Genomic DNA, 18,894 nt, shown 5'->3' with positions numbered 1-18,894 from the left:
ACCAAATTTTTAATGAGAAACCTAATGACAGTCAAAACCACCCGTGAGAACGGGTGGCTTGCTCTTCGGCTGAAAGCCTCTGCTACCGGCCGAGGCCTAAAGGCCTACCGAATGGTTTCCCTTCAGCACCACCTTTGCTAGCTGACCCGTCTAGCGGGTCTCTTTAAGATTACTTTCTTTTATTCTTCTCACCTGTAACCGGATCATACTCCTCAAATAGACTTAGCTGATCTGCTATCACGTCTTCTTGTAAGTGATTACGAATATATTCTTCAATTCGCTTCTGATTTCGTCCAACCGTATCAACATAAAATCCTCGACACCAAAATTTGCGATTCCCATATTTATACTTTAAATTAGCGTGTCGATCAAATATCATTAAACTACTTTTGCCCTTTAAATATCCCATAAATGAGGAAATACTTAGTTTCGGTGGTATACTCACCAACATGTGAATATGATCTGGGCAAGCTTCTGCTTCATGAATTTCAACGCCTTTTCTTTCACATAATAAACGTAAGATTTGACCAATACTTGCTTTGTATTTTCCATAAATTATCTGACGTCGATATTTGGGTGCGAACTCAATATGATACTTACAATTCCATGTAGTATGTGCTAAACTATTATTATCCTGTCTCATCAGGGGGCCTCCTTTTGTATATTAGTTAGTGGTCGGGAAACCTTATCTAATATAACACTTTAGGGGGACTTTTTTGATACATCGCTAAAAGCTTTTCGGAACCACTAGCATAGCTAGTGGTTTTCGTAAAACAATAAACAAAAAGTGCTGGATATACCAACACTTTTTCTACAGTTCTGTTCGATTTTCGATGGCCCTTAGCAAGGTTACTTCATCAGCGTACTCAATGTCAGAACCAACAGCCAACCCACGCGCTAGGCGGGTCACCTTGATACCTGCAGGTTTGAGGACACGTGAAATATACATAGAGGTTGCCTCACCATCGGCTGTTGCATTAGTTGCGATGATGACCTCGTCAACCTCGCTGTCCATAAGACGGGTAATCAAACTCTTTAAATTAATATCATCTGGTCCGACACCATTCATAGGGGAGATAAGCCCTTGAAGCACATGGTAGAGACCTCGGTATTCCTGAATCTTTTCCATAGCAGAAACATCTTTGGAGTCCTCAACAACTAAAATCTTAGTACGGTCTCTAGTTTCATCCATACAAATATTACATGGGTCATCATCAGTCAAGCGACCACAAACCGAACAATAGGTCAATTCACGTTTTGCTGCTAAAAGATTTTTTGCAAAATCATTGACATCTTCATCAGACATGTTAATAGTATAGAAAGCCAGACGTGTCGCCGTCTTAGCCCCAATTCCTGGAAGTTTTGAAAAACTATCAATCAGTTTAGCAATTGGAGTAGGGTAAAGCATGAAGGCCTCCATTTCTTTTATCTTTCTCAATTCATATCTTAAAGAACAAATACTAAAACACTATATCACAGAAAAATCTCTCATGCAAGGCACAAGAGATTTTATATTATTAGTGAGTATTTTGATAAAGTTCCATGATAGCTTTAACGGCATTTTGATGGGCCTTACTCTTCCAGTCTAAAGCATGTGGGTACATAATCCCAACCGCCAACTTAGTACCATCTTTGGCTGTCGCATAGGCAACAGCATTAAGGTTAACTGTCGTTACTGAATTTCCTGAACCATCTGTTGCATAAGTTTCGGCTGTCCCTGTTTTACCACTAATTGGAATAATAGAACTTGCCATGGCTTTACCGGTTGCAAGACTAGAACCTGAATTGACAACGTCATTAAACCCTTGTTGGATAATCCCTAATTGCTCAGAATCTAAGGATAAGTTGTTAAGGACACGTGTGTCTACCGTTGAAGCTAGAGTTCCTAGGCTACCATTTTCACCAGCATCATAGATACCTCCAACGATGTGAGGCGCTACACGTTTTCCACCATTTGCGATTGAGGCAACATACTGAGCCAACTGGATAGTTGTATAAGAGTCATATTGTCCAAAAGCCTCTGTCAAGACATTGGCTACATTATAATTCTTGGAAATGTAACCTTCTGATTCTCCTGGTAAATCAAGTCCCGTAGACACACCCATACCAAATTCAGCATAGGTATCACGAAGCGTCGTCATCGCCTTTTCCATATTATCAGTCGACAGGGACATCCCTGGAACATACTGTTGCCCAAGAAGTTTGATAGCAATCTGTACCATATAGGTATTTGAGGAATATTCTAAGGCCTGAGTTGCGGTAATGGCACGACTACCTTGCTCTGTAAACCAAGAGGTAATTGAGGGCGAACCAGCAATATTAATAGGTTGGTCAGTTAATACCTGGTCCCCATAGATAGCACCCGAGCGCCAACCTGCGGTTAAAGTAGCTCCCTTAACTACAGAACCTGGAATAAAGACATCGGTGATTGTCCCTAAGGCATCAGCCTTAAAATCCTGTGCCCCTTGCTCATGTTTTTGTCCTGCCATAGCAAGGACAGCACCAGTCTCCGCATTCATAACTACTGCGTACATACCTTCAGAATAAGTCGCTTTATTCTCTGAAATCTCTGAAGAAAGTTGTTGGCCAAGGATATCTTCAACTCCCTTTTGGAAATCAAGGTCGATGGTCAACTGCAGGTTGTTTCCCTTGCTACCTTTCTGAGTGATTTTATCACTATCAACCTGACCTTCCTTGTCCACAGTAATCTCACGAACAGTATGTTTTCCTTGGAGCTTCTCCTCGTACTCTTTTTCCAAATAAGAGGTACCTACACGGTCATTTAGGGCATATCCTTTTTTTAGATAATCCTTAGCATCCTCCTGAGGCAGTCCTGCTTCTGAACTTGAAACCCTACCGATAAGAGGGGACAAGGCCGAATCAGACGTGTGACGTTCCCAATCCTTAGCAACTGTAATTCCGTTAAGTTCCTTCTGCTTGGCTGCCACAATCGCAATCTGATCAGGGGTCAAGTCCGCCGTCTTCAGTGTGACTGTTGAGAAATTAGAAACAGCATTCATCTGAGAATAAATGTAGACTATCTTTAGCTCGTCCTCAGAATAATCAACAGCTTCATCAGGAACCGCATCAATAGCATTATTGTAGATAGTAGCTTCAGCTAATTTATTACCAAACTTATCTGTTTTCTTGTTGTTTGGAAGATCATTAACAACACGCTTATAAGTGGCAGAATCAGCTAAATAAAAGTCACGTTTCTGGCGATCGGTCACCTTGGTCTCTGTCAGAGTCACCATGGTCGCCAACTTTTCAGCGACCTTCTTCATCGTATCTGATGACACCAAATTGCTACGTGTGAAGGTAATAACGTCCTTACTCTGGTTAGTCGTGAGGGCAACCCCTTTAGCATCAAAGATTTGTCCACGTTCGCTTGCAATCCTAACCGTATACTTGGAGTTATCCTCTAATTTTTTAGTATAAAACGATTTGTTATAAACCTGCATATAGGTCAAACGCGCAAAAAGTAACAAAAAAAGAACAAAAACGACACCAAAAAGCAAGTAAACACGACGCGAGATGTTTACTGGCTTTCTAGGTTTATTCGCTCGTTTCTCTTTTCGCTTCTGACGCCATATTTTCCATTTTTGACTATTTTTTTCCCAAAATGATGTCACTTTGTTTCCTCTATGTTCTTATAAGAATTTTCTTATATTTTATCACAAATTATCTTCAGCAAACTTAAAAAAATATCGAAATTTTAAAAAACTTGCCTCAATTTGAGACATGTTTTCAGATTTATAATGACAATTTTTTCATCCAGCTAGGAATAGCCTTGCTGATGCGAGTTGGCAAAACCACATAAGCATTTTCAGCGATATTATCCGCAATAGCTGAGTGAAGCCAAGTCGCAATTATGACTGCCTTGTAAGAGTCAGTTGAGGCAAATTGGGCAAGAAAACCAGTAACCATACCAGCCAAGGTATCTCCCATTCCTCCAGTCGCCTGATAGGGCCCACCGACCTCTAAATGGGCTACTTCTGCTCCCTGATAAACAGCTGTCTTATGACTCTTGGCAACTAGAATTGTCCCACTTTGAAACTCCTCTAAGGCTCTTTGAGTATTGGAAACCGACTGCTCTGAAATAGCTAAACCAGACAGTCTTTCCCATTCCTTTTGATGGGGAGTAAGTATAAGGTGACACTCTGGCAAACTGCTCTTTTTTTTCTGTGCCAACAGATTAAGAGCTGAACCATCAACAACCAAGTTCTGGTTTGACCTAATATTTGCCAAGACCAAATCCAAAGCCCGACCAGCCGTCTCCTCCTCACCTAGGCCAGAACCGATTAATACCACATCAGCTGCCCTAAGATTATCAAGAAATCTTTCAGTCTCCCTTAGGTCAAAGGCCATAGCTTCAGGAAGATGAGCATGAAGGGCTGTGATATTGTCACGATCTGTAGCAACTGTAACCAAACCTGCACCACTGTTGACACAGGCAATAGCAGCCATAATGATGGCACCACCATAAGGATAAAGTCCACCAACCAAAAGCACTCGACCATAAGAGCCCTTGTGAGACTCTCTCAATCTAGGCCTTATCACTTGCCTAACTAAATCGTCATCAACTTTCATAAGCTATCCTTTCGAACTACGAAGAGCAGCTTGATAGGTCTGTTCCATCAGCATGGTAATAGTCATAGGACCTACACCACCTGGGACAGGAGTGATCATGCCAACCTTCTCTTTCACTTGATCAAAATCAACATCGCCACAGAGTTTACCTTCTTCATCGCGGTTGATTCCTACATCAATGACAACCGCACCCTCTTTGACAAATTCTTCCGTTACAAATTTTGCACGGCCAATAGCCACAATCAAAACGTCAGCCTTGTTACAAACTTTAGCCAAATGTGGCGTACGTGAGTGGGTCAAAGTAACTGTGGCATTTTTCTCCAAGAGAAGCTGTGCCATAGGCTTACCTACAATATTACTGCGTCCAATGATAACTGCTGTCTTACCTTCCAATTCAACATTGTACTCACGAAGGATTTCCATAATTCCCGCTGGTGTACAAGGTACCATTTGAGGACGACCATTCCAGAGGTTCCCAGTATTCATAGGATGGAAACCATCCACATCCTTTTTAGGATCAATAGCCAAAAGGATACGCATTTCATTAATATGATTTGGCAATGGCAATTGAACCAAAATCCCATGGAAAAGCGGATCTTGATTGTACTTCTCAATAACCTCAATCAATTCTTCCTCGCTGATACTCTCAGAAAGATTGACCGTCTTACTGTGGAAACCAGCCTTTTTAGCAGCACGTTCCTTATTACGCACATAAACTTGACTAGCAGGGTTGTCTCCGACCATAATCACCACGAGTCCTGGAACAATCCATTCCTTTTCTTTTAGACGTGCTACCTTTTCTTGCAATTGATCCTGCATTTTAACAGCTAGGGCCTTACCATCCATTATAATCGCCATGGGTGTTCTCCAATACATACTTTTTTTCAATTATACCATAGGGAGGCCTCTTTGTGACTCAATTTTCAAAATTTTCAAAAAGACATTTAAAATGAAACACAAAAAGCTGGGAATTTGTCCCAACTTCGTCTGATTATTCTTCGTCATTAATTTACAAAACCATTTTGTTGACTCCAGCCCTCAATAACTCTTAAGGTCTTTTACTGAAATTTACCACTTTCATACATGTGATCTGCACCCATTAGTGAAACAAGAACTGAATCACGGTAGTTCTTAGCTGTTCTTCTAGCAATATTAGGATGAGTCATCTTATTCTTACAAAAACAGGGCACGAAATGTTACTAAAATTCACGTAAACCGCCTTGGTCTTATCAAATCAATGAAGGGCCATCTGAGTGTAATATCCGACTCAGGCACTAGTATAGCAAAGACTTCTTCTTTTAAAGATTCCTCCTGCTCATTCATACAATACTTGAAAAAATTCTTTTTTATAAGGCGGAATGGCTTTTTTTCCAAAAACCCCAACGGAAAAAGTGTTCGCCGAAACAAGCTAGCATAGTTGAATAAAAGGCAAAAATATCAGCTATCAGAGCAGGTCACATGAGAACCCTACCAGCAATTTCTGTCTTTTCAGCAACCATCATGCCACCAGACAACCTAAAGAGTGTCCCAAAATAAGCGGTGGCTGATTTTAACTTTCGATCAAAGCCACCAAATCATCTCGATAATCCTGCAAAGTTACGGTACCAACTTTAGTCAGACAGTCTTGATATGGTAAGTCATGGTAACGAAAGCTAGGTGTATGCACCGTATACTCCATCTGACGGAGACCTGTCGCAAATTCTCCCCAAATATTATCAGCACACCAGGTCTCATGAATTAGGACAATCTCTCTGTTCAAACCCATTTCTTTCATTTTGCCTTTATTAAGTCACGCTAGATTCTTTCCATGTCATCATATCATACTTTCTCTTAGGAAACCTTTATACATTCCTCACAATTGTAAGAAAAAATGACCCCTTATCCAAATAAAAGCTCATTTTCTTATATTCCATTAGTGATTAACTTTATGCATTTCTTCTTTGACCGGACAAGAGCACTCGCAATCGCCACAAGAACCTTTTCCTTTAATATAGTGACGGATACCAAGACCAGCCAAAGCAAAAATAATGAAGGCAATAATAAACGTAGACATAACAATTCCTCCTAAACCTAAATATGGGCTTCTTGAAGATTATCCAAGCTAATGATTTGATCCTTAATCTGACGTGGTTTACGAACAACAAAGTAAATCATAGTAACTAAAAGTAAGAAAGCAACAAAAGTCCAAATTGTCATTGACTTGCCGTACAGGATAACTTGGCCAAACTGGTAAAGGATTAAACTCACACAATAAGCTAGGCCTGTTTGGAAACCGATAGCACCAACCGTCCATTTAAGATTGGCCATTTCACGCTTAATAGCTCCAATAGCCGCAAAACAGGGCGCACAAAGCAAGTTAAAAATCAAGAAGGAATAGGCAGCTAAGGAAGAATAATCTGCTTGCAGAGCCGTAGCCAAACCAGATTCACTACTGTTATGATAGAGAATTCCGAAGGTGGCAACAACTGTCTCCTTGGCTGCTAAACCTGTGAGAGCAGCAACTGTTGCCTTCCAATTTCCAAAACCAAGAGGTGCAAAAATCCAAGACAATCCTTTACCCAAAGTCGCTAAGATACTCATTTCCGTATCAACGGTCTGTAACATAAAGTTGTAGTTGGACATGAACCAAATCAGGACAGTCAAACTGAAAATAATTGTTCCCGCACGTTTGACAAAACTCATGGCCTTACCAAAGGCATAACGCAAGACTGACATGGCTTTAGGCCAGTGGTAGGCAGGCAATTCCATAATAAACGGACTGGTTAGACCACCCAAAAAACTCGTCTTTTTGAGGGCAATACCTGATAGGATAATAGCAGCCATCCCAATAAAATAGGTACTTGGTGCCACAAAAGAATTACTAGGAAAGAAAGCTCCAGAAATCAAGGCAATAATTTCCAACTTGGCCGAACACGGCATGAAGGTCGCCGTCATAATAGTAATGCGACGGTCCCTTTCATTTTCAATGGTTCGACTAGACATAACCGCTGGAACCCCACAACCTGTCGAAATCAACATGGGAATAAAGGATTTTCCAGAAAGTCCAAAACGACGGAAAATACGGTCCATAACAAAGGCAATACGACTCATATATCCAATGTCCTCAAGCACACCCAAACAGATAAAGAGCACAAAAATTTGAGGAAGGAAGCCTAGCACTGTCCCAATCCCAGCGACAATCCCATCAACAATCAAAGACTTAAGCCAGTCCTGAACTTGAAGATAGTCAAGACCAGAAGTTACCAAATCTGGAACATACTTACCAAAAAGCACATCGTTAGCCCAGTCTGTCCACATGGTTCCAACAGTCTGAATAGATAAGAAATAAACCAAATACATAACTGCTGCGAAAATTGGCAAGGCCAAAATACGGTTGGTGACAATTCTATCAATCTTATCTGACAAGGTCAGGGCAAAATCTTCTGTATAACTTTGAGCCATCTGGCAAACACGTTCAATAAAGGCATAACGCTCATTAATGACAATTGACTCCGCATCTTCTGTGAAAATTTCCTCAGTGATGCGAATGATATCTTTGATTTCTTTTCGTTGGAATGGGGACAAGTCTAGATCAGCCTCAACTAAAGCATCATGTTCAAAGAGTTTAATGGCATAAAAACGCGCAGACCTTTGTGGCACCGAATTTCCCAAAACTTCCAAAATTTGTGAGATGGCAGCTTCTAATTTATCATCATAAATTGGAAAGGCAATATCACCGACTGTAGAAGTCGTCGTATGGGACGCCTTTTTCACTACCTGATCCACACCAGTTTGCTTGAGAGCACTAGTAGCTACTACTGGCACGCCTAGATGATAAGATAATTTTTCAACATTAATCTGTTTTCCCTGAGCCTCTAAAACATCACTCATGTTAAGCGCTAAAGTGACTGGAATACCTGTCTCAATCAACTGCGTTGTCAGATAAAGGTTACGCTCCAAATTTGTCGCATCGGCTACATTTAAAATACTGTCGGCCCTTTGGCTCAACAAATAGTCACGCGCCACCTTTTCTTCAGGGCTATAGGGTGACATTGAGTAAATCCCTGGTAAATCCTGAATTTCTAAATCCTTATTCTTTTTGACCAGACCACTTTTTCGTTCTACAGTAACACCCGGCCAGTTACCAACACGCTGATTATTCCCTGTTATCAGGTTGAATAAACTGGTTTTACCACTATTAGGATTACCTATTAATGCAATTTCTGTCATTTTTCCTCTCCCTCGTCCAGCATGACCACACTAATCATTTGCGCTTCCGACTTGCGTAGAGTTAATTCATACCCTCTCAAGCTAATTTCTAGAGGATCTCCCAAAGGTGCTACCTTACGCAATAAGACTCGAGTACGCTTTGTGATTCCCATATCCATAAGACGTCGTTTGGTTTCATTTGCTGAAAAAATATCAGTAACAATAGCCGAACGTCCAACTGGTAATTCAGAAAGAGGTATCTTTTCCTGATCTTCCTCCGCAGGTGCCAAATCAATCTTATCCAGAATCGAAGCATCAAAGGCTAAGCGACTCCCCTTAACGATAATAATAGCACTATTCTTGGTCTTAGTTACCACCTCAATCGTTTCACCGGCAGCCAACCCTAGGTTAGATAAGTGTAAAAGACTATCCTTAGGGAGGTTAATGCCAAGAATCCGGTAAGGCGTTTTTAAGGCCGCATCATATATGAGCATATTTCTTGACCTACTTTATTATTTTTGATATGGCATCATTATAGCATATTTATCCATCTTTTCCGCAATATTATCCTAAACAAGAATGATTCTAGAAAAGCAGAACACAAAAAGAAAAGGCTGGAAAAGTTCCAACCTTCACAAACAATGTATACATACTTAATGAATATATTACAAAACTTTACTCAAGAAATCCTTGGTACGATCTTCCTTAGTATTGTCGAAGATCTCTTGTGGTGTACCTTCTTCGACAATGACACCGCCATCCATAAAGATGACACGGTCAGCTACCTCATAGGCAAAGCCCATTTCGTGGGTAACGATCGCCATTGTCATCCCTGATTTAGCGAGGTCTTGCATAACTGCAAGAACTTCACCAACCATTTCTGGATCAAGGGCTGATGTAGGTTCGTCAAACAAGAGAACGTCCGGATCCATAGCTAAACCACGTGCAATCGCAATACGTTGTTGCTGACCACCTGATAGACTCGTTGGGTAGGCATCTGCCTTATCTTTCAAGCCAACCTTTTCTAAAAGTTCCATAGCCTTTGCTTCTGCATCAGCTTTAGAAACACCCTTAGTCTTAATTGGTGACAAGGTGATATTTTCTTTAACTGTCATATTAGGGAAGAGGTTGAACTGTTGGAAAACCATTCCCATCTTTTCACGCATTTTAAAAATATCGTTGCTCTTGTCTGTAATATCCACACCTTCAAAGGAAATTACCCCTTTTGTAGGCGTTTCAAGTAAGTTCATTGAGCGTAGGAAAGTTGATTTACCAGATCCTGAAGGACCAATGATAACCACTACTTCACCTTTTTTAATATCTAAATCAATCCCTTTGAGAACTTCGTTTTTACCAAAATACTTGTGGAGATTTTTAATCTCAATAATTGTTTCTGCCATTATTTACGTCCCTCCCCAAGTCGTTTTTCCATTTGTTTCAAGAGTGCAGTCATAGCCGTTGTCACAATCAAATAATAGAAGGCTGCGAACAAGAGCGGTGTCAAAGTCAGGTAGGTTGTAGTTGCAACAGTTTGTGCACCATTCCACAATTCCATAACCCCGATAGTTTGCAAAAGTGAACTATCCTTGATAATAGTGACGAACTCGTTACCCAAGGCAGGCAAGATATTTTTAATAGCTTGAGGCAAGACCACATAACGCATGGTATTCCATGGACGGATACCAAGTGAGTAGGCAGCTTCAACCTGACCTTTAGGGATAGACTCGATACCTGCACGCACGCTCTCAGAAATATAAGCCCCACTGTTCAAAGAAAGGACAATAATACCTGGAACGATACGTGACAAATCAAGGTTTAAAATCCCAAACTGAACAGTTGGAAGATTCATGTGGATGAGGTTAAAAGCAATCATAATCTGCACAACCATAGGAGTCCCACGGAAAACCCAAACATAAAGGCTTACCAACCACTCCAAAGGTTTGATTCCAGAACGCTTGGCCAAGGATACCAAAACCCCAAGGATGGTTCCGAAGAAGACCACGCAGACTGAAATCATAATTGTTACTAAGACACCATAGTTAAAGTAAGACCAAAACTGTGGTAGAAATGAAAAATTCATCAAGATACTCCTTACTAATATTCTTCAATATTATATCAGAAAACTGTATAATAATAAAGTATTTTTCTTATAAATGCGGAATTTCAGTATAAAAAATAAAAGATTGCACAGCAATCAAAAACTCTACGAAAACTTTTGAAGTGACTCCAATTTTTTGTAATTAAAACAAGCATAAACTGAAACTCTAGCCCTAAAAAAAACCTGAAACTATTGAGTCCCAGGCATTTTGAATTTTTGGACCCCTATCTGAGGATCCAAATTAATTATTAGTAAAGCAAATCATAGATTTCCATTGCAATCAAGTCGATGCTATCAAATGAGTATGACTCGCGAGCTTCAACATCACGCAATGTGAACACTGGACCATTTTCAGGATCGTTACTAAATGATACTTCGGCAACAACTACTCCTTCGCGTTCAAAATTACGTTTCAAATTACCACCATCAGCCGCCATCATTTCAAGACGGTTAATGATTCTCACCAAATGTGATTCCATGTTATTTCTCCTATTAATTGTGTATTTCTTACTTATTTTATCACACTTATGGGAAAAATGGGGGAATTTTAAATATTTTTCAAGGAATTGTACATAATGGCCTTAATAGAATGCATACGATTCTCAGCTTCTTGGAATATGATGTCACTGTATTTTTGGAAGACTTGATCTGTAATTTCTAACTCTGCCAAACCATATTTGTCATAGATTTCTTTTCCAATTTGGGTATTGAGATCATGAAAGGCTGGGAGACAATGCATAACGATAACATCTGGATTTTCTGTCTTGGCTAGTAGGTCTGCATTAATTTGATAAGGCAAGAGTAAATCAATACGAGATTTAAAATCTACCTCTTCACCCATAGATACCCAGACATCCGTATAAAGCATATCCACTCCCTTGACCTCTGAAAAATCATCTGTAATGGTTAAATCGGCACCATTATTATGTTTCTGAGCTAGGGCTACAATCTCATCTTCGGGTTGCAGCACCTCTGGGGCAATAATCTTAACATTAACCCCCAAGATAGCCGATGTCACCAAGAGAGAATTAGCCATATTGTTACGACCATCTCCAATATAGGCAATGGTCAAATCTTCCAAACTACCAAAACGCTCCTTCAAAGTCATGAAATCCGCAATCATTTGAGTTGGATGCCAGGTATCCGTCAAACCATTCCAGACCGGAACACCTGAGTACTTAGCCAAATCCTCGACATCTTCTTGCTTAAACCCACGGTATTCGATTCCATCAAACATAGATCCAAGCACCTTGGCCGTATCAACAACAGATTCCTTCTTACCCAGCTGAATGTCTCCAGCACCAAGGTAGGTCACATTCATACCTAGGTCCTGACCGGCCACTGTAAAAGCTGAGCGAGTTCTTGTAGATGTTTTTTCAAAAATCAAGGCAATATTTAAGCCATCTAAATATTTATGCGGAATTCTTTCCTTTTTTAACTGTTTAAATTTTATGGATAAATCAATCAACTCCTCGAGTTCTTGCTTGGTAAAGTCGATTTCTTTTAAAAAGGATTTAGCTTGTGTCATAGGTATCTCTCTTTCATTCTGAATAATATATAAATATTATATAATATTTTTTCATTTTATACAAGTGGTTTTGAATTAAAATTCAAAACCAGCACTCTTGTCAAGAGAGTGCCAAACCTAAATACTTTTTACTTGCAATCTACCTTCTGCATGCTATAATGGTGTCATAGATTTGACCTTTTTTGACCAAGTTTTTTTCATTAAAGGTCTTTCCCAATTCAAATAGAAAAGAGGTTCTGATATGCTCTGTCAAAACTGTAACCTTAATGAAGCTAGTATTCATTTATATACCAATGTAAATGGTAATCAGCAACAAGTTGACCTCTGTCAAAATTGTTATAAAATCATGAAATCTGACCCCCAAAACCCCCTCAATCAATTCAATCAAACAGGAGGTTCCAACTTCTTCGATGATTTCTTCAGCGACCTAAATAACTTCCGTTCTTCTAACGGTGATCTTCCCAATACACCTCCAACACAAGAGGGAGGCAACCGAGGAAACGGTGGCAATACACAAGGGCCAGGCCGTCCAGAAGGACCACGCCAACAAGCTCCTCAACAACCTCAAGGCCTTCTTGAAGAATTTGGAATTAATATCACAAATATTGCTCGTCGTGGAGACATTGATCCTGTCATTGGTCGTGACGAAGAAATTATTCGCGTCATCGAAATCCTGAACCGCCGTACCAAGAACAACCCTGTTCTCATCGGTGAGCCTGGTGTTGGTAAAACCGCTGTAGTCGAAGGACTTGCCCAAAAAATTGTTGACGGTAATGTGCCACAAAAACTCCAAGGCAAGCAAGTGATCCGTCTTGATGTGGTCAGCCTGGTTCAAGGGACTGGTATCCGTGGCCAATTTGAAGAACGCATGCAAAAACTCATGGAAGAAATTCGTCAACGTCAGGATGTTATCCTCTTTATTGACGAAATCCATGAAATTGTAGGAGCTGGTAATGCTGGGGATGGCAATATGGATGCTGGAAATATCTTAAAACCTGCACTTGCCCGTGGAGAGCTTCAACTTGTTGGAGCAACAACACTCAACGAATACCGTATCATTGAGAAAGATGCTGCACTCGAACGTCGTATGCAACCCGTTAAGGTAGATGAGCCAACAGTTGAGGAAACAATCACAATTTTGCGTGGTATTCAGCCTAAATATCAAGACTACCACCATGTCAAATACACTGATGAAGCCATTACTGCAGCTGCAGAATTGTCCAACCGCTACATTCAAGACCGCTTCTTGCCAGACAAGGCCATCGACCTTCTGGATGAAGCTGGTTCGAAGATGAACTTGACCCTCAATTTTGTTGATCCTAAAGATATCGACAAACGTTTGATTGAAGCAGAGAATCTTAAAGCTCAGGCTACTCGTGACGAGGACTTTGAAAAAGCTGCCTACTTCCGTGATCAAATTGCCAAATACAAGGAAATGCAAAAGCAAACCATCAAAGACCAAGATATGCCTGTCATCACAGAAAAACATATCGAAGCTATTGTGGAACAAAAGACCAATATTCCTGTCGGTGATTTGAAAGAAAAAGAACAATCACAACTTCTTAGTCTTGCCGATGATCTTAAATCACATGTTATCGGACAAGATGCTGCAGTTGATAAGATTGCCAAAGCTATCCGCCGTAATCGTGTTGGATTGGGTGCTCCAAACCGCCCAATTGGTAGCTTCCTCTTCGTAGGTCCTACAGGAGTCGGTAAAACTGAGCTCTCTAAACAATTGGCTATTGAACTCTTTGGTTCAGCTGACAGTATGATTCGTTTCGACATGTCAGAATACATGGAAAAACACGCTGTTGCTAAATTGGTTGGTGCCCCTCCAGGATATGTTGGTTACGACGAAGCTGGTCAGTTGACTGAAAAAGTCCGCCGTAATCCTTATTCACTTATTCTTTTAGATGAGGTTGAAAAAGCTCACCCAGACGTTCTTCACATGTTCCTCCAAGTACTTGACGACGGTCGTTTGACTGATGGTCAAGGGCGCACTGTAAGCTTCAAGGATACCATCATCATCATGACATCAAATGCTGGTACTGGTAAAGTTGAAGCTAGCGTTGGCTTTGGAGCTACCCGTGAAAATCGTACCAATTCTGTTCTTAACCAGCTTGGAGATTTCTTCAGTCCTGAATTTATGAACCGCTTTGACGGTATTATCGAATTCTCTGCCCTCAGCAAAGAAAATCTCCTTACTATCGTGGACCTCATGCTTGATAATGTCAACCAACGCTTGGCTAACAACGGTATCCACCTCAGTGTAACAGAGAAAGTTAAGGAAAAATTGGTTGACCTTGGTTACGATCCTAAGATGGGTGCTCGACCACTACGTCGTACCATCCAAGATTACATTGAAGATGCTATTACCGACTTCTACCTTGAAAATCCAAATGAAAAAGATCTCAAGGCAGTCATGACTTCAAAAGGCCACATTACCATTAAGTCTGCTAAAAAAGTCGAAAAAGCTACTCAAAAAGCTGAGGCAGCAAAAGAATCTGATTAAACAAATAAACCAAGTCATTACGACTTGGTTTATTTATCTTTTCATTTCCTATTTTCAAATTTATCCCTAATTCTGCCTAAATCAATAGGAAAATGAGCAAAATTTTAGTATAATATAGGCAAATAAACGTAAGGAGCAACTCATGAATCCAACATTTGGTGACAAGGTTGAGGGAGCTCATTATCAAACACGTTACGGTGTTTATGCTGTGATTCCTAACCAAGAAAAGACAAAGATTATTTTAGTCCAGGCTCCTAACGGAGCTTGGTTTCTCCCAGGTGGAGAAATCGAAGCAGGCGAGGATCACTATAGCGCATTAGAACGCGAGTTAATTGAAGAACTTGGGTTTACAGCCACTTTAGGCCAGTACTATGGCCAGGCTGATGAATACTTCTATTCAAGCCACCGTGACACTTACTATTACAATCCAGCCTATATTTATGAAGTTGTAGATTTTTCAAAAATTGGCAAACCCCTCGAAGATTTCAATAACCTAGCATGGTTTCCAATTGATGAGGCAATTGCCAAGCTAAAACGTGGTAGTCATAAATGGGGAATCGAACAATGGAAAGCAAACAACATAACAACTGGCAAATCTTAGGAGGAAACTATGAAACTCATTAATACGACCCGTACACACCAAGAACTCGTTCAAAACCAACTAGACAACACGGATGCCTTTCTCGTAGAGACCTACTCTGCTGGGAATACTGATGTTGTCTTTACACAAGCACCTAAACATTATGAACTCTTGATTTCAAATAAACATCGTGCTGTTAAAGACAACGAATTAGAAGTTATCCGTGAATTCTTCCTTAAACGAAAAATCGACAAAGATATCGTTTTGATGGACAAACTTAGAACAGTACACACTGACAAATTGATTGAGATTTCATTCCCAACAACTGTATAAATTCAAAAGAAGCCGTGGCCACCGCCACAGCTTCTTTTTTTATAAAACTTTCGAAGCTTGATCCAAGGCTTCCATGACCTGGTGGCTATGCTCCAACTGCTTGGCAACACTGTCAAAATCCTTGGTCGCCACCATCTTTTCAAAAGCCACAAATTCATCATACATACGATGTTGTGGACTATTAAGATTGACAACTCTCTCTTTCTGACCATTGAGTGTGACTCCAATTTCAGGAAGAGTATTGGTTGCACCAAAAATAGTAATAGCTCCCTTATCACCTTGAATAGTTGAACGGATCTCCGCACTACAGTCTTTAGCTCCAATGGCAACAGCCTTAAAGTTACCATAGTCCAAAACTAAAATTCCTGACGTATCCACTCCTCGCTCCACATTAGGTAGATATTCCACACGATTAGGCTTACCAAAAAGGCCAACAAGAAGGTGAATATTATAGATATTAAGATCTCTAAGCGCTCCACCACCCATTTCAGGGTTAAAGGCAGGAGCAATCTCCCCTCGCTTAAAGGCATCGTAACGTGACGAATATTGGGAATAATTGATGTTAACAATTTTGATATCACCAATTTCAGATAAGGAGTCCTTGATAACTTTAAAATTTTCCAGATATTGATTTGTTATTGCTTCTATCAAGAGAAGCTCTTTTTCTTGAGCAAGCTTAGCCAACTCTTCAAACTCTTCCAAATGCAGGGTAAAAGGTTTCTCACAGATGACATGCTTGCCAGCTAGAAGCGCTTGCTTGGCATAATCATAGTGGGTATGATTAGGTGTTCCAATATAAATGGTGTCAACATCAGGATTGGACAATATCACTTCATAATCACTTGTCGCCTGAATAAGACCATATTGCTTGGCTAAAGCTTCAGCCTTATCAAGTGATCGTGGTGTCGACATTATAGCTTCCAGCTCAATTCCCTCAATAGTCGTTAACACAGGAAGGACCTCTGTAACAATCATCCCTGTACCTAATAGTGCCAGTTTCATTAAACTACCTCCTTATTTCTCTAAACTCTCTTATGCATGAAGTAATTCCATAACAGAACTATAATGAAAGAGGACTCCAATAGAAGCCCTCCGAGACTTAATGACGTCCAAGCAGTTTCTTAACTCCTTGAATCGCTTTATATTTAAGCGGTTGTGGATAATAACGGAAGGTTCCCATCTTGCGAACGATATAACCATTAAAGTTTTGTTTAAATCGCAAAACCCCATCAGAACCATCAAAAATTCCCATAATACCAAGGAAGTTATAGAAGCTGACGCCACGTTTAATAGCCTGTGTCATTACATACTCTTGCAAAAGTGCTGGTGCATAAAACTTATTAAATTCAGGGTAAGAGCCACTGAAAAGATAGACTGCCTCTTGAGGTGTGTAGACGAAGAGACTTCCAGCTAGGACAATATCTTCTTGACCATACTTGTCAATAAAGGCAGTCGCTTCGCCCTTTCGAACATCAAAGGTCGCAAACTGACTTGATAGCTCTCGCAATTGGTTTTGCTTTTTCTCAGATTTTGGATTGGCCTCTAAATCAGCTTGCAATTTGACAATTCTAGCTCCCAACTTTGCCTGATCACTCTCCAAATGATCAAAGTAATCCTGAAAATTCAGGGTAGCTACCATAAAATCAGCATTATCACCAAAAGCATCATAAAAATTTTGATAATAATCTAAAGATTTGTCACTGTACTCACGACGATCAGAGGTCGCTGAAGTGATTTCTTTAAAAATCGATAACTCATCGCGTTTCAATTTTTTCAGTTTAATCCCGAATGTTTTGGCTTTTTTTACAAGAGGTTTCCCTTTTTTACTGAATGATTTGATGAGATCTTTTTCCGCAATCCCAGATAGGTCCTTCACATAATGCCAATCAGGCTCACCACCAGGATAGCCTGTCTGTAAACCATCAAAGCTATAACCTAAATCAGTCAATTGACTAATCAACTGCTTCTGCTCATCACTAGTTGGGTCACCATTACTGTCAAAAGTTTGATAAGTATCATAAGGTTTGATTAATAGTTCAAGAGCACCATTTTCCTTAGCATAATCCTTCAAACCTTGGTAAAAGTCGCTCAGATGAGCTGCATTTGAGTGAATCGGTCCACAATTCACCTCCATACGAAGCCCACCAGTCATAGGAATGCTGTAGACAATTGCTGAGACTTCTAGCTGGTCTCCTTCTTTCCAAGCGACATAGCTAATGCTAAACCCACGTTTTTCAAGAAGCCTAGCCATTTCCTCAGTTTGCATAAAAGAACGCTCAGACACTTGTTGAGCATGTGTGTTAAATTCTTCTTTAGTTACTTGAATGAAGCTCATTTTTTTCCTTCCTAAAATGGATAAAGTAAATGACGAGTGAGATAAAAAGCAAGATGTCAAGTACTGACACTAATAGTACTCGGATTGGACGGATATTAAGCAACAAGTCCCCACTGACTGCATAAACAACAGAGAGTGGTGCCACTCCAATTAGTGTTGCTAAAATGCTTGTCCTTGTGGGTAATTTCATCTGAACACAAGCATAATTGACCAAAACTGATGGGATAAAAGGAGTAGAAAAGGCCAGTGAAATCCCAATAAAGCGATGTTTAAAGGACTCAACATAGTTTAGGAGTTTCTCCATACGTTTAGACCTCTCAAGTCTTCTCAGAATTTAAAAACTAGTCAAATTTCCAAAAGTATTCCCAATAATATTCATCGGAATTGCAAGCAAAGGGACATATAGTAGCCCAACAAAAAATACAAAAAATAGAACTTGAAACTCCAGGAATAGCTGATGACAGAATCATTAGACTAAGAAGTATCATTGCGTTTTGGAATTTAGCCTGCTTAAAAACCTCTTTTAAAAAGGCTTGATCATGATTAGCATTGGTCCACTTCTTGATTTAGGTAATAAAGTCATTTAAAAGAGGCCATAAGATTACCAGAATTAAACCTGCTATCCCTATAAAAATACCCTTTTTAGTCATTATATTTCCACAAATTTAATCACTGCTTTTATTATAACAAAAAAATACCTTCATTGATTTAGAAAGGCATCTTTTACTGT

19 protein-coding genes are annotated in these 18,894 nt (G+C 40.0%); 3 read left to right on the top strand and 16 right to left on the bottom strand.

Features of this window, described 5'->3' with window-relative positions; genetic code table 11:
- Positions 1–169: 169 nt before the first annotated feature.
- From tnpA to argF, 13 genes are all read right to left on the bottom strand, one after another.
- Entirely contained in the window at positions 170–643 is a 474-nt protein-coding gene (gene tnpA, locus EL076_RS03240) for an IS200/IS605 family transposase (RefSeq protein WP_126429232.1), read from the bottom strand.
- A gap of 168 nt (positions 644–811) precedes the next feature.
- The gene (recR, locus tag EL076_RS03235) at positions 812–1,408 is read right to left on the bottom strand and encodes a recombination mediator RecR (RefSeq protein WP_003094128.1); all 597 of its coding nucleotides are present in this window, start codon (positions 1,406–1,408) and stop codon (positions 812–814) included.
- A 109-nt stretch (positions 1,409–1,517) separates the two neighbouring features.
- Entirely contained in the window at positions 1,518–3,632 is a 2,115-nt protein-coding gene (pbp2b, locus tag EL076_RS03230) for a penicillin-binding protein PBP2B (protein ID WP_126429230.1), read from the bottom strand.
- A 121-nt stretch (positions 3,633–3,753) separates the two neighbouring features.
- Entirely contained in the window at positions 3,754–4,590 is an 837-nt protein-coding gene (locus EL076_RS03225) for an NAD(P)H-hydrate dehydratase (RefSeq protein WP_126429228.1), read from the bottom strand.
- A 3-nt stretch (positions 4,591–4,593) separates the two neighbouring features.
- Positions 4,594–5,448: a bifunctional methylenetetrahydrofolate dehydrogenase/methenyltetrahydrofolate cyclohydrolase gene (locus tag EL076_RS03220; protein ID WP_003093181.1), complete on the bottom strand. Its 855-nt coding sequence runs from the start codon at positions 5,446–5,448 to the stop codon at positions 4,594–4,596.
- Positions 5,449–6,139: 691 nt separating this feature from the next.
- On the bottom strand, positions 6,140–6,355 hold the full coding sequence (locus EL076_RS10200) for a hypothetical protein (protein WP_232009666.1): 216 nt from the start codon (positions 6,353–6,355) through the stop codon (positions 6,140–6,142).
- A gap of 147 nt (positions 6,356–6,502) precedes the next feature.
- Positions 6,503–6,643, bottom strand: coding sequence for a FeoB-associated Cys-rich membrane protein (locus tag EL076_RS03210; protein WP_126429226.1), 141 nt, complete (start codon positions 6,641–6,643; stop codon positions 6,503–6,505).
- A gap of 17 nt (positions 6,644–6,660) precedes the next feature.
- Positions 6,661–8,799: a ferrous iron transport protein B gene (feoB, locus tag EL076_RS03205; RefSeq protein WP_126429224.1), complete on the bottom strand. Its 2,139-nt coding sequence runs from the start codon at positions 8,797–8,799 to the stop codon at positions 6,661–6,663.
- The gene (locus EL076_RS03200; protein ID WP_037599232.1) at positions 8,796–9,272 is read right to left on the bottom strand and encodes a ferrous iron transport protein A; all 477 of its coding nucleotides are present in this window, start codon (positions 9,270–9,272) and stop codon (positions 8,796–8,798) included. The genes feoB and EL076_RS03200 overlap by 4 nt, the downstream gene beginning before the upstream one ends.
- 171 nt (positions 9,273–9,443) lie before the next feature.
- Positions 9,444–10,178 (bottom strand): amino acid ABC transporter ATP-binding protein, encoded by a 735-nt coding sequence (locus EL076_RS03195; protein ID WP_003094046.1) that lies wholly within the window; start codon positions 10,176–10,178, stop codon positions 9,444–9,446.
- Entirely contained in the window at positions 10,178–10,858 is a 681-nt protein-coding gene (locus EL076_RS03190) for an amino acid ABC transporter permease (protein ID WP_002886081.1), read from the bottom strand. The genes EL076_RS03195 and EL076_RS03190 overlap by 1 nt, the downstream gene beginning before the upstream one ends.
- A gap of 266 nt (positions 10,859–11,124) precedes the next feature.
- On the bottom strand, positions 11,125–11,355 hold the full coding sequence (locus tag EL076_RS03185) for a DUF1797 family protein (RefSeq protein WP_002885970.1): 231 nt from the start codon (positions 11,353–11,355) through the stop codon (positions 11,125–11,127).
- A 68-nt stretch (positions 11,356–11,423) separates the two neighbouring features.
- Positions 11,424–12,404, bottom strand: coding sequence for an ornithine carbamoyltransferase (argF, locus tag EL076_RS03180; RefSeq protein WP_126429222.1), 981 nt, complete (start codon positions 12,402–12,404; stop codon positions 11,424–11,426).
- 241 nt (positions 12,405–12,645) lie between these two features.
- Here argF and EL076_RS03175 point away from each other — a divergent pair, with 241 nt between their 5' ends.
- The 3 genes from EL076_RS03175 (at position 12,646) to EL076_RS03165 (ending at position 15,829) form a co-directional block, all read left to right on the top strand.
- Entirely contained in the window at positions 12,646–14,916 is a 2,271-nt protein-coding gene (locus EL076_RS03175) for an ATP-dependent Clp protease ATP-binding subunit (RefSeq protein ID WP_126429220.1), read from the top strand.
- A gap of 142 nt (positions 14,917–15,058) precedes the next feature.
- Positions 15,059–15,517 carry an NUDIX hydrolase gene (locus EL076_RS03170; protein ID WP_002890379.1) on the top strand — a complete coding sequence of 153 codons (459 nt, stop codon included), beginning with the start codon at positions 15,059–15,061 and terminating at the stop codon, positions 15,515–15,517.
- 9 nt (positions 15,518–15,526) lie between these two features.
- Positions 15,527–15,829, top strand: coding sequence for a DUF1827 family protein (locus EL076_RS03165; protein ID WP_002885967.1), 303 nt, complete (start codon positions 15,527–15,529; stop codon positions 15,827–15,829).
- Positions 15,830–15,868: 39 nt separating this feature from the next.
- Here EL076_RS03165 and EL076_RS03160 read toward each other — a convergent pair whose 3' ends face one another.
- From EL076_RS03160 to EL076_RS10195, 3 genes are all read right to left on the bottom strand, one after another.
- Positions 15,869–16,831 (bottom strand): Gfo/Idh/MocA family protein, encoded by a 963-nt coding sequence (locus tag EL076_RS03160; protein WP_126429218.1) that lies wholly within the window; start codon positions 16,829–16,831, stop codon positions 15,869–15,871.
- A gap of 97 nt (positions 16,832–16,928) precedes the next feature.
- Positions 16,929–18,164 (bottom strand): aminoacyltransferase, encoded by a 1,236-nt coding sequence (locus EL076_RS03155; protein WP_126429216.1) that lies wholly within the window; start codon positions 18,162–18,164, stop codon positions 16,929–16,931.
- On the bottom strand, positions 18,142–18,468 hold the full coding sequence (locus tag EL076_RS10195; RefSeq protein ID WP_232009664.1) for a VTT domain-containing protein: 327 nt from the start codon (positions 18,466–18,468) through the stop codon (positions 18,142–18,144). The genes EL076_RS03155 and EL076_RS10195 overlap by 23 nt, the downstream gene beginning before the upstream one ends.
- Between the last annotated feature and the right edge of the window lie 426 nt (positions 18,469–18,894).

This window comes from Streptococcus vestibularis (genome assembly GCF_900636445.1).
Classification (GTDB): domain Bacteria; phylum Bacillota; class Bacilli; order Lactobacillales; family Streptococcaceae; genus Streptococcus; species Streptococcus vestibularis.
Note: the sequence above shows the minus strand (reverse complement) of the source record. Positions and strands in the feature narration are given on the sequence as shown.

Coding starts and splice junctions, on each gene's coding strand:
- tnpA (WP_126429232.1), bottom strand. CDS start 643: ATGAGACAGGATAATAATAGTTTAGCACATACTACATGGAATTGTAAG.
- recR (WP_003094128.1), bottom strand. CDS start 1,408: ATGCTTTACCCTACTCCAATTGCTAAACTGATTGATAGTTTTTCAAAA.
- EL076_RS03225 (WP_126429228.1), bottom strand. CDS start 4,590: ATGAAAGTTGATGACGATTTAGTTAGGCAAGTGATAAGGCCTAGATTG.
- EL076_RS03220 (WP_003093181.1), bottom strand. CDS start 5,448: ATGGCGATTATAATGGATGGTAAGGCCCTAGCTGTTAAAATGCAGGAT.
- EL076_RS10200 (WP_232009666.1), bottom strand. CDS start 6,355: ATGGGTTTGAACAGAGAGATTGTCCTAATTCATGAGACCTGGTGTGCT.
- EL076_RS03210 (WP_126429226.1), bottom strand. CDS start 6,643: ATGTCTACGTTTATTATTGCCTTCATTATTTTTGCTTTGGCTGGTCTT.
- feoB (WP_126429224.1), bottom strand. CDS start 8,799: ATGACAGAAATTGCATTAATAGGTAATCCTAATAGTGGTAAAACCAGT.
- EL076_RS03200 (WP_037599232.1), bottom strand. CDS start 9,272: ATGCTCATATATGATGCGGCCTTAAAAACGCCTTACCGGATTCTTGGC.
- EL076_RS03195 (WP_003094046.1), bottom strand. CDS start 10,178: ATGGCAGAAACAATTATTGAGATTAAAAATCTCCACAAGTATTTTGGT.
- EL076_RS03190 (WP_002886081.1), bottom strand. CDS start 10,858: ATGAATTTTTCATTTCTACCACAGTTTTGGTCTTACTTTAACTATGGT.
- EL076_RS03185 (WP_002885970.1), bottom strand. CDS start 11,355: ATGGAATCACATTTGGTGAGAATCATTAACCGTCTTGAAATGATGGCG.
- argF (WP_126429222.1), bottom strand. CDS start 12,404: ATGACACAAGCTAAATCCTTTTTAAAAGAAATCGACTTTACCAAGCAA.
- EL076_RS03175 (WP_126429220.1), top strand. CDS start 12,646: ATGCTCTGTCAAAACTGTAACCTTAATGAAGCTAGTATTCATTTATAT.
- EL076_RS03170 (WP_002890379.1), top strand. CDS start 15,059: ATGAATCCAACATTTGGTGACAAGGTTGAGGGAGCTCATTATCAAACA.
- EL076_RS03165 (WP_002885967.1), top strand. CDS start 15,527: ATGAAACTCATTAATACGACCCGTACACACCAAGAACTCGTTCAAAAC.
- EL076_RS03160 (WP_126429218.1), bottom strand. CDS start 16,831: ATGAAACTGGCACTATTAGGTACAGGGATGATTGTTACAGAGGTCCTT.
- EL076_RS03155 (WP_126429216.1), bottom strand. CDS start 18,164: ATGAGCTTCATTCAAGTAACTAAAGAAGAATTTAACACACATGCTCAA.
- EL076_RS10195 (WP_232009664.1), bottom strand. CDS start 18,468: ATGGAGAAACTCCTAAACTATGTTGAGTCCTTTAAACATCGCTTTATT.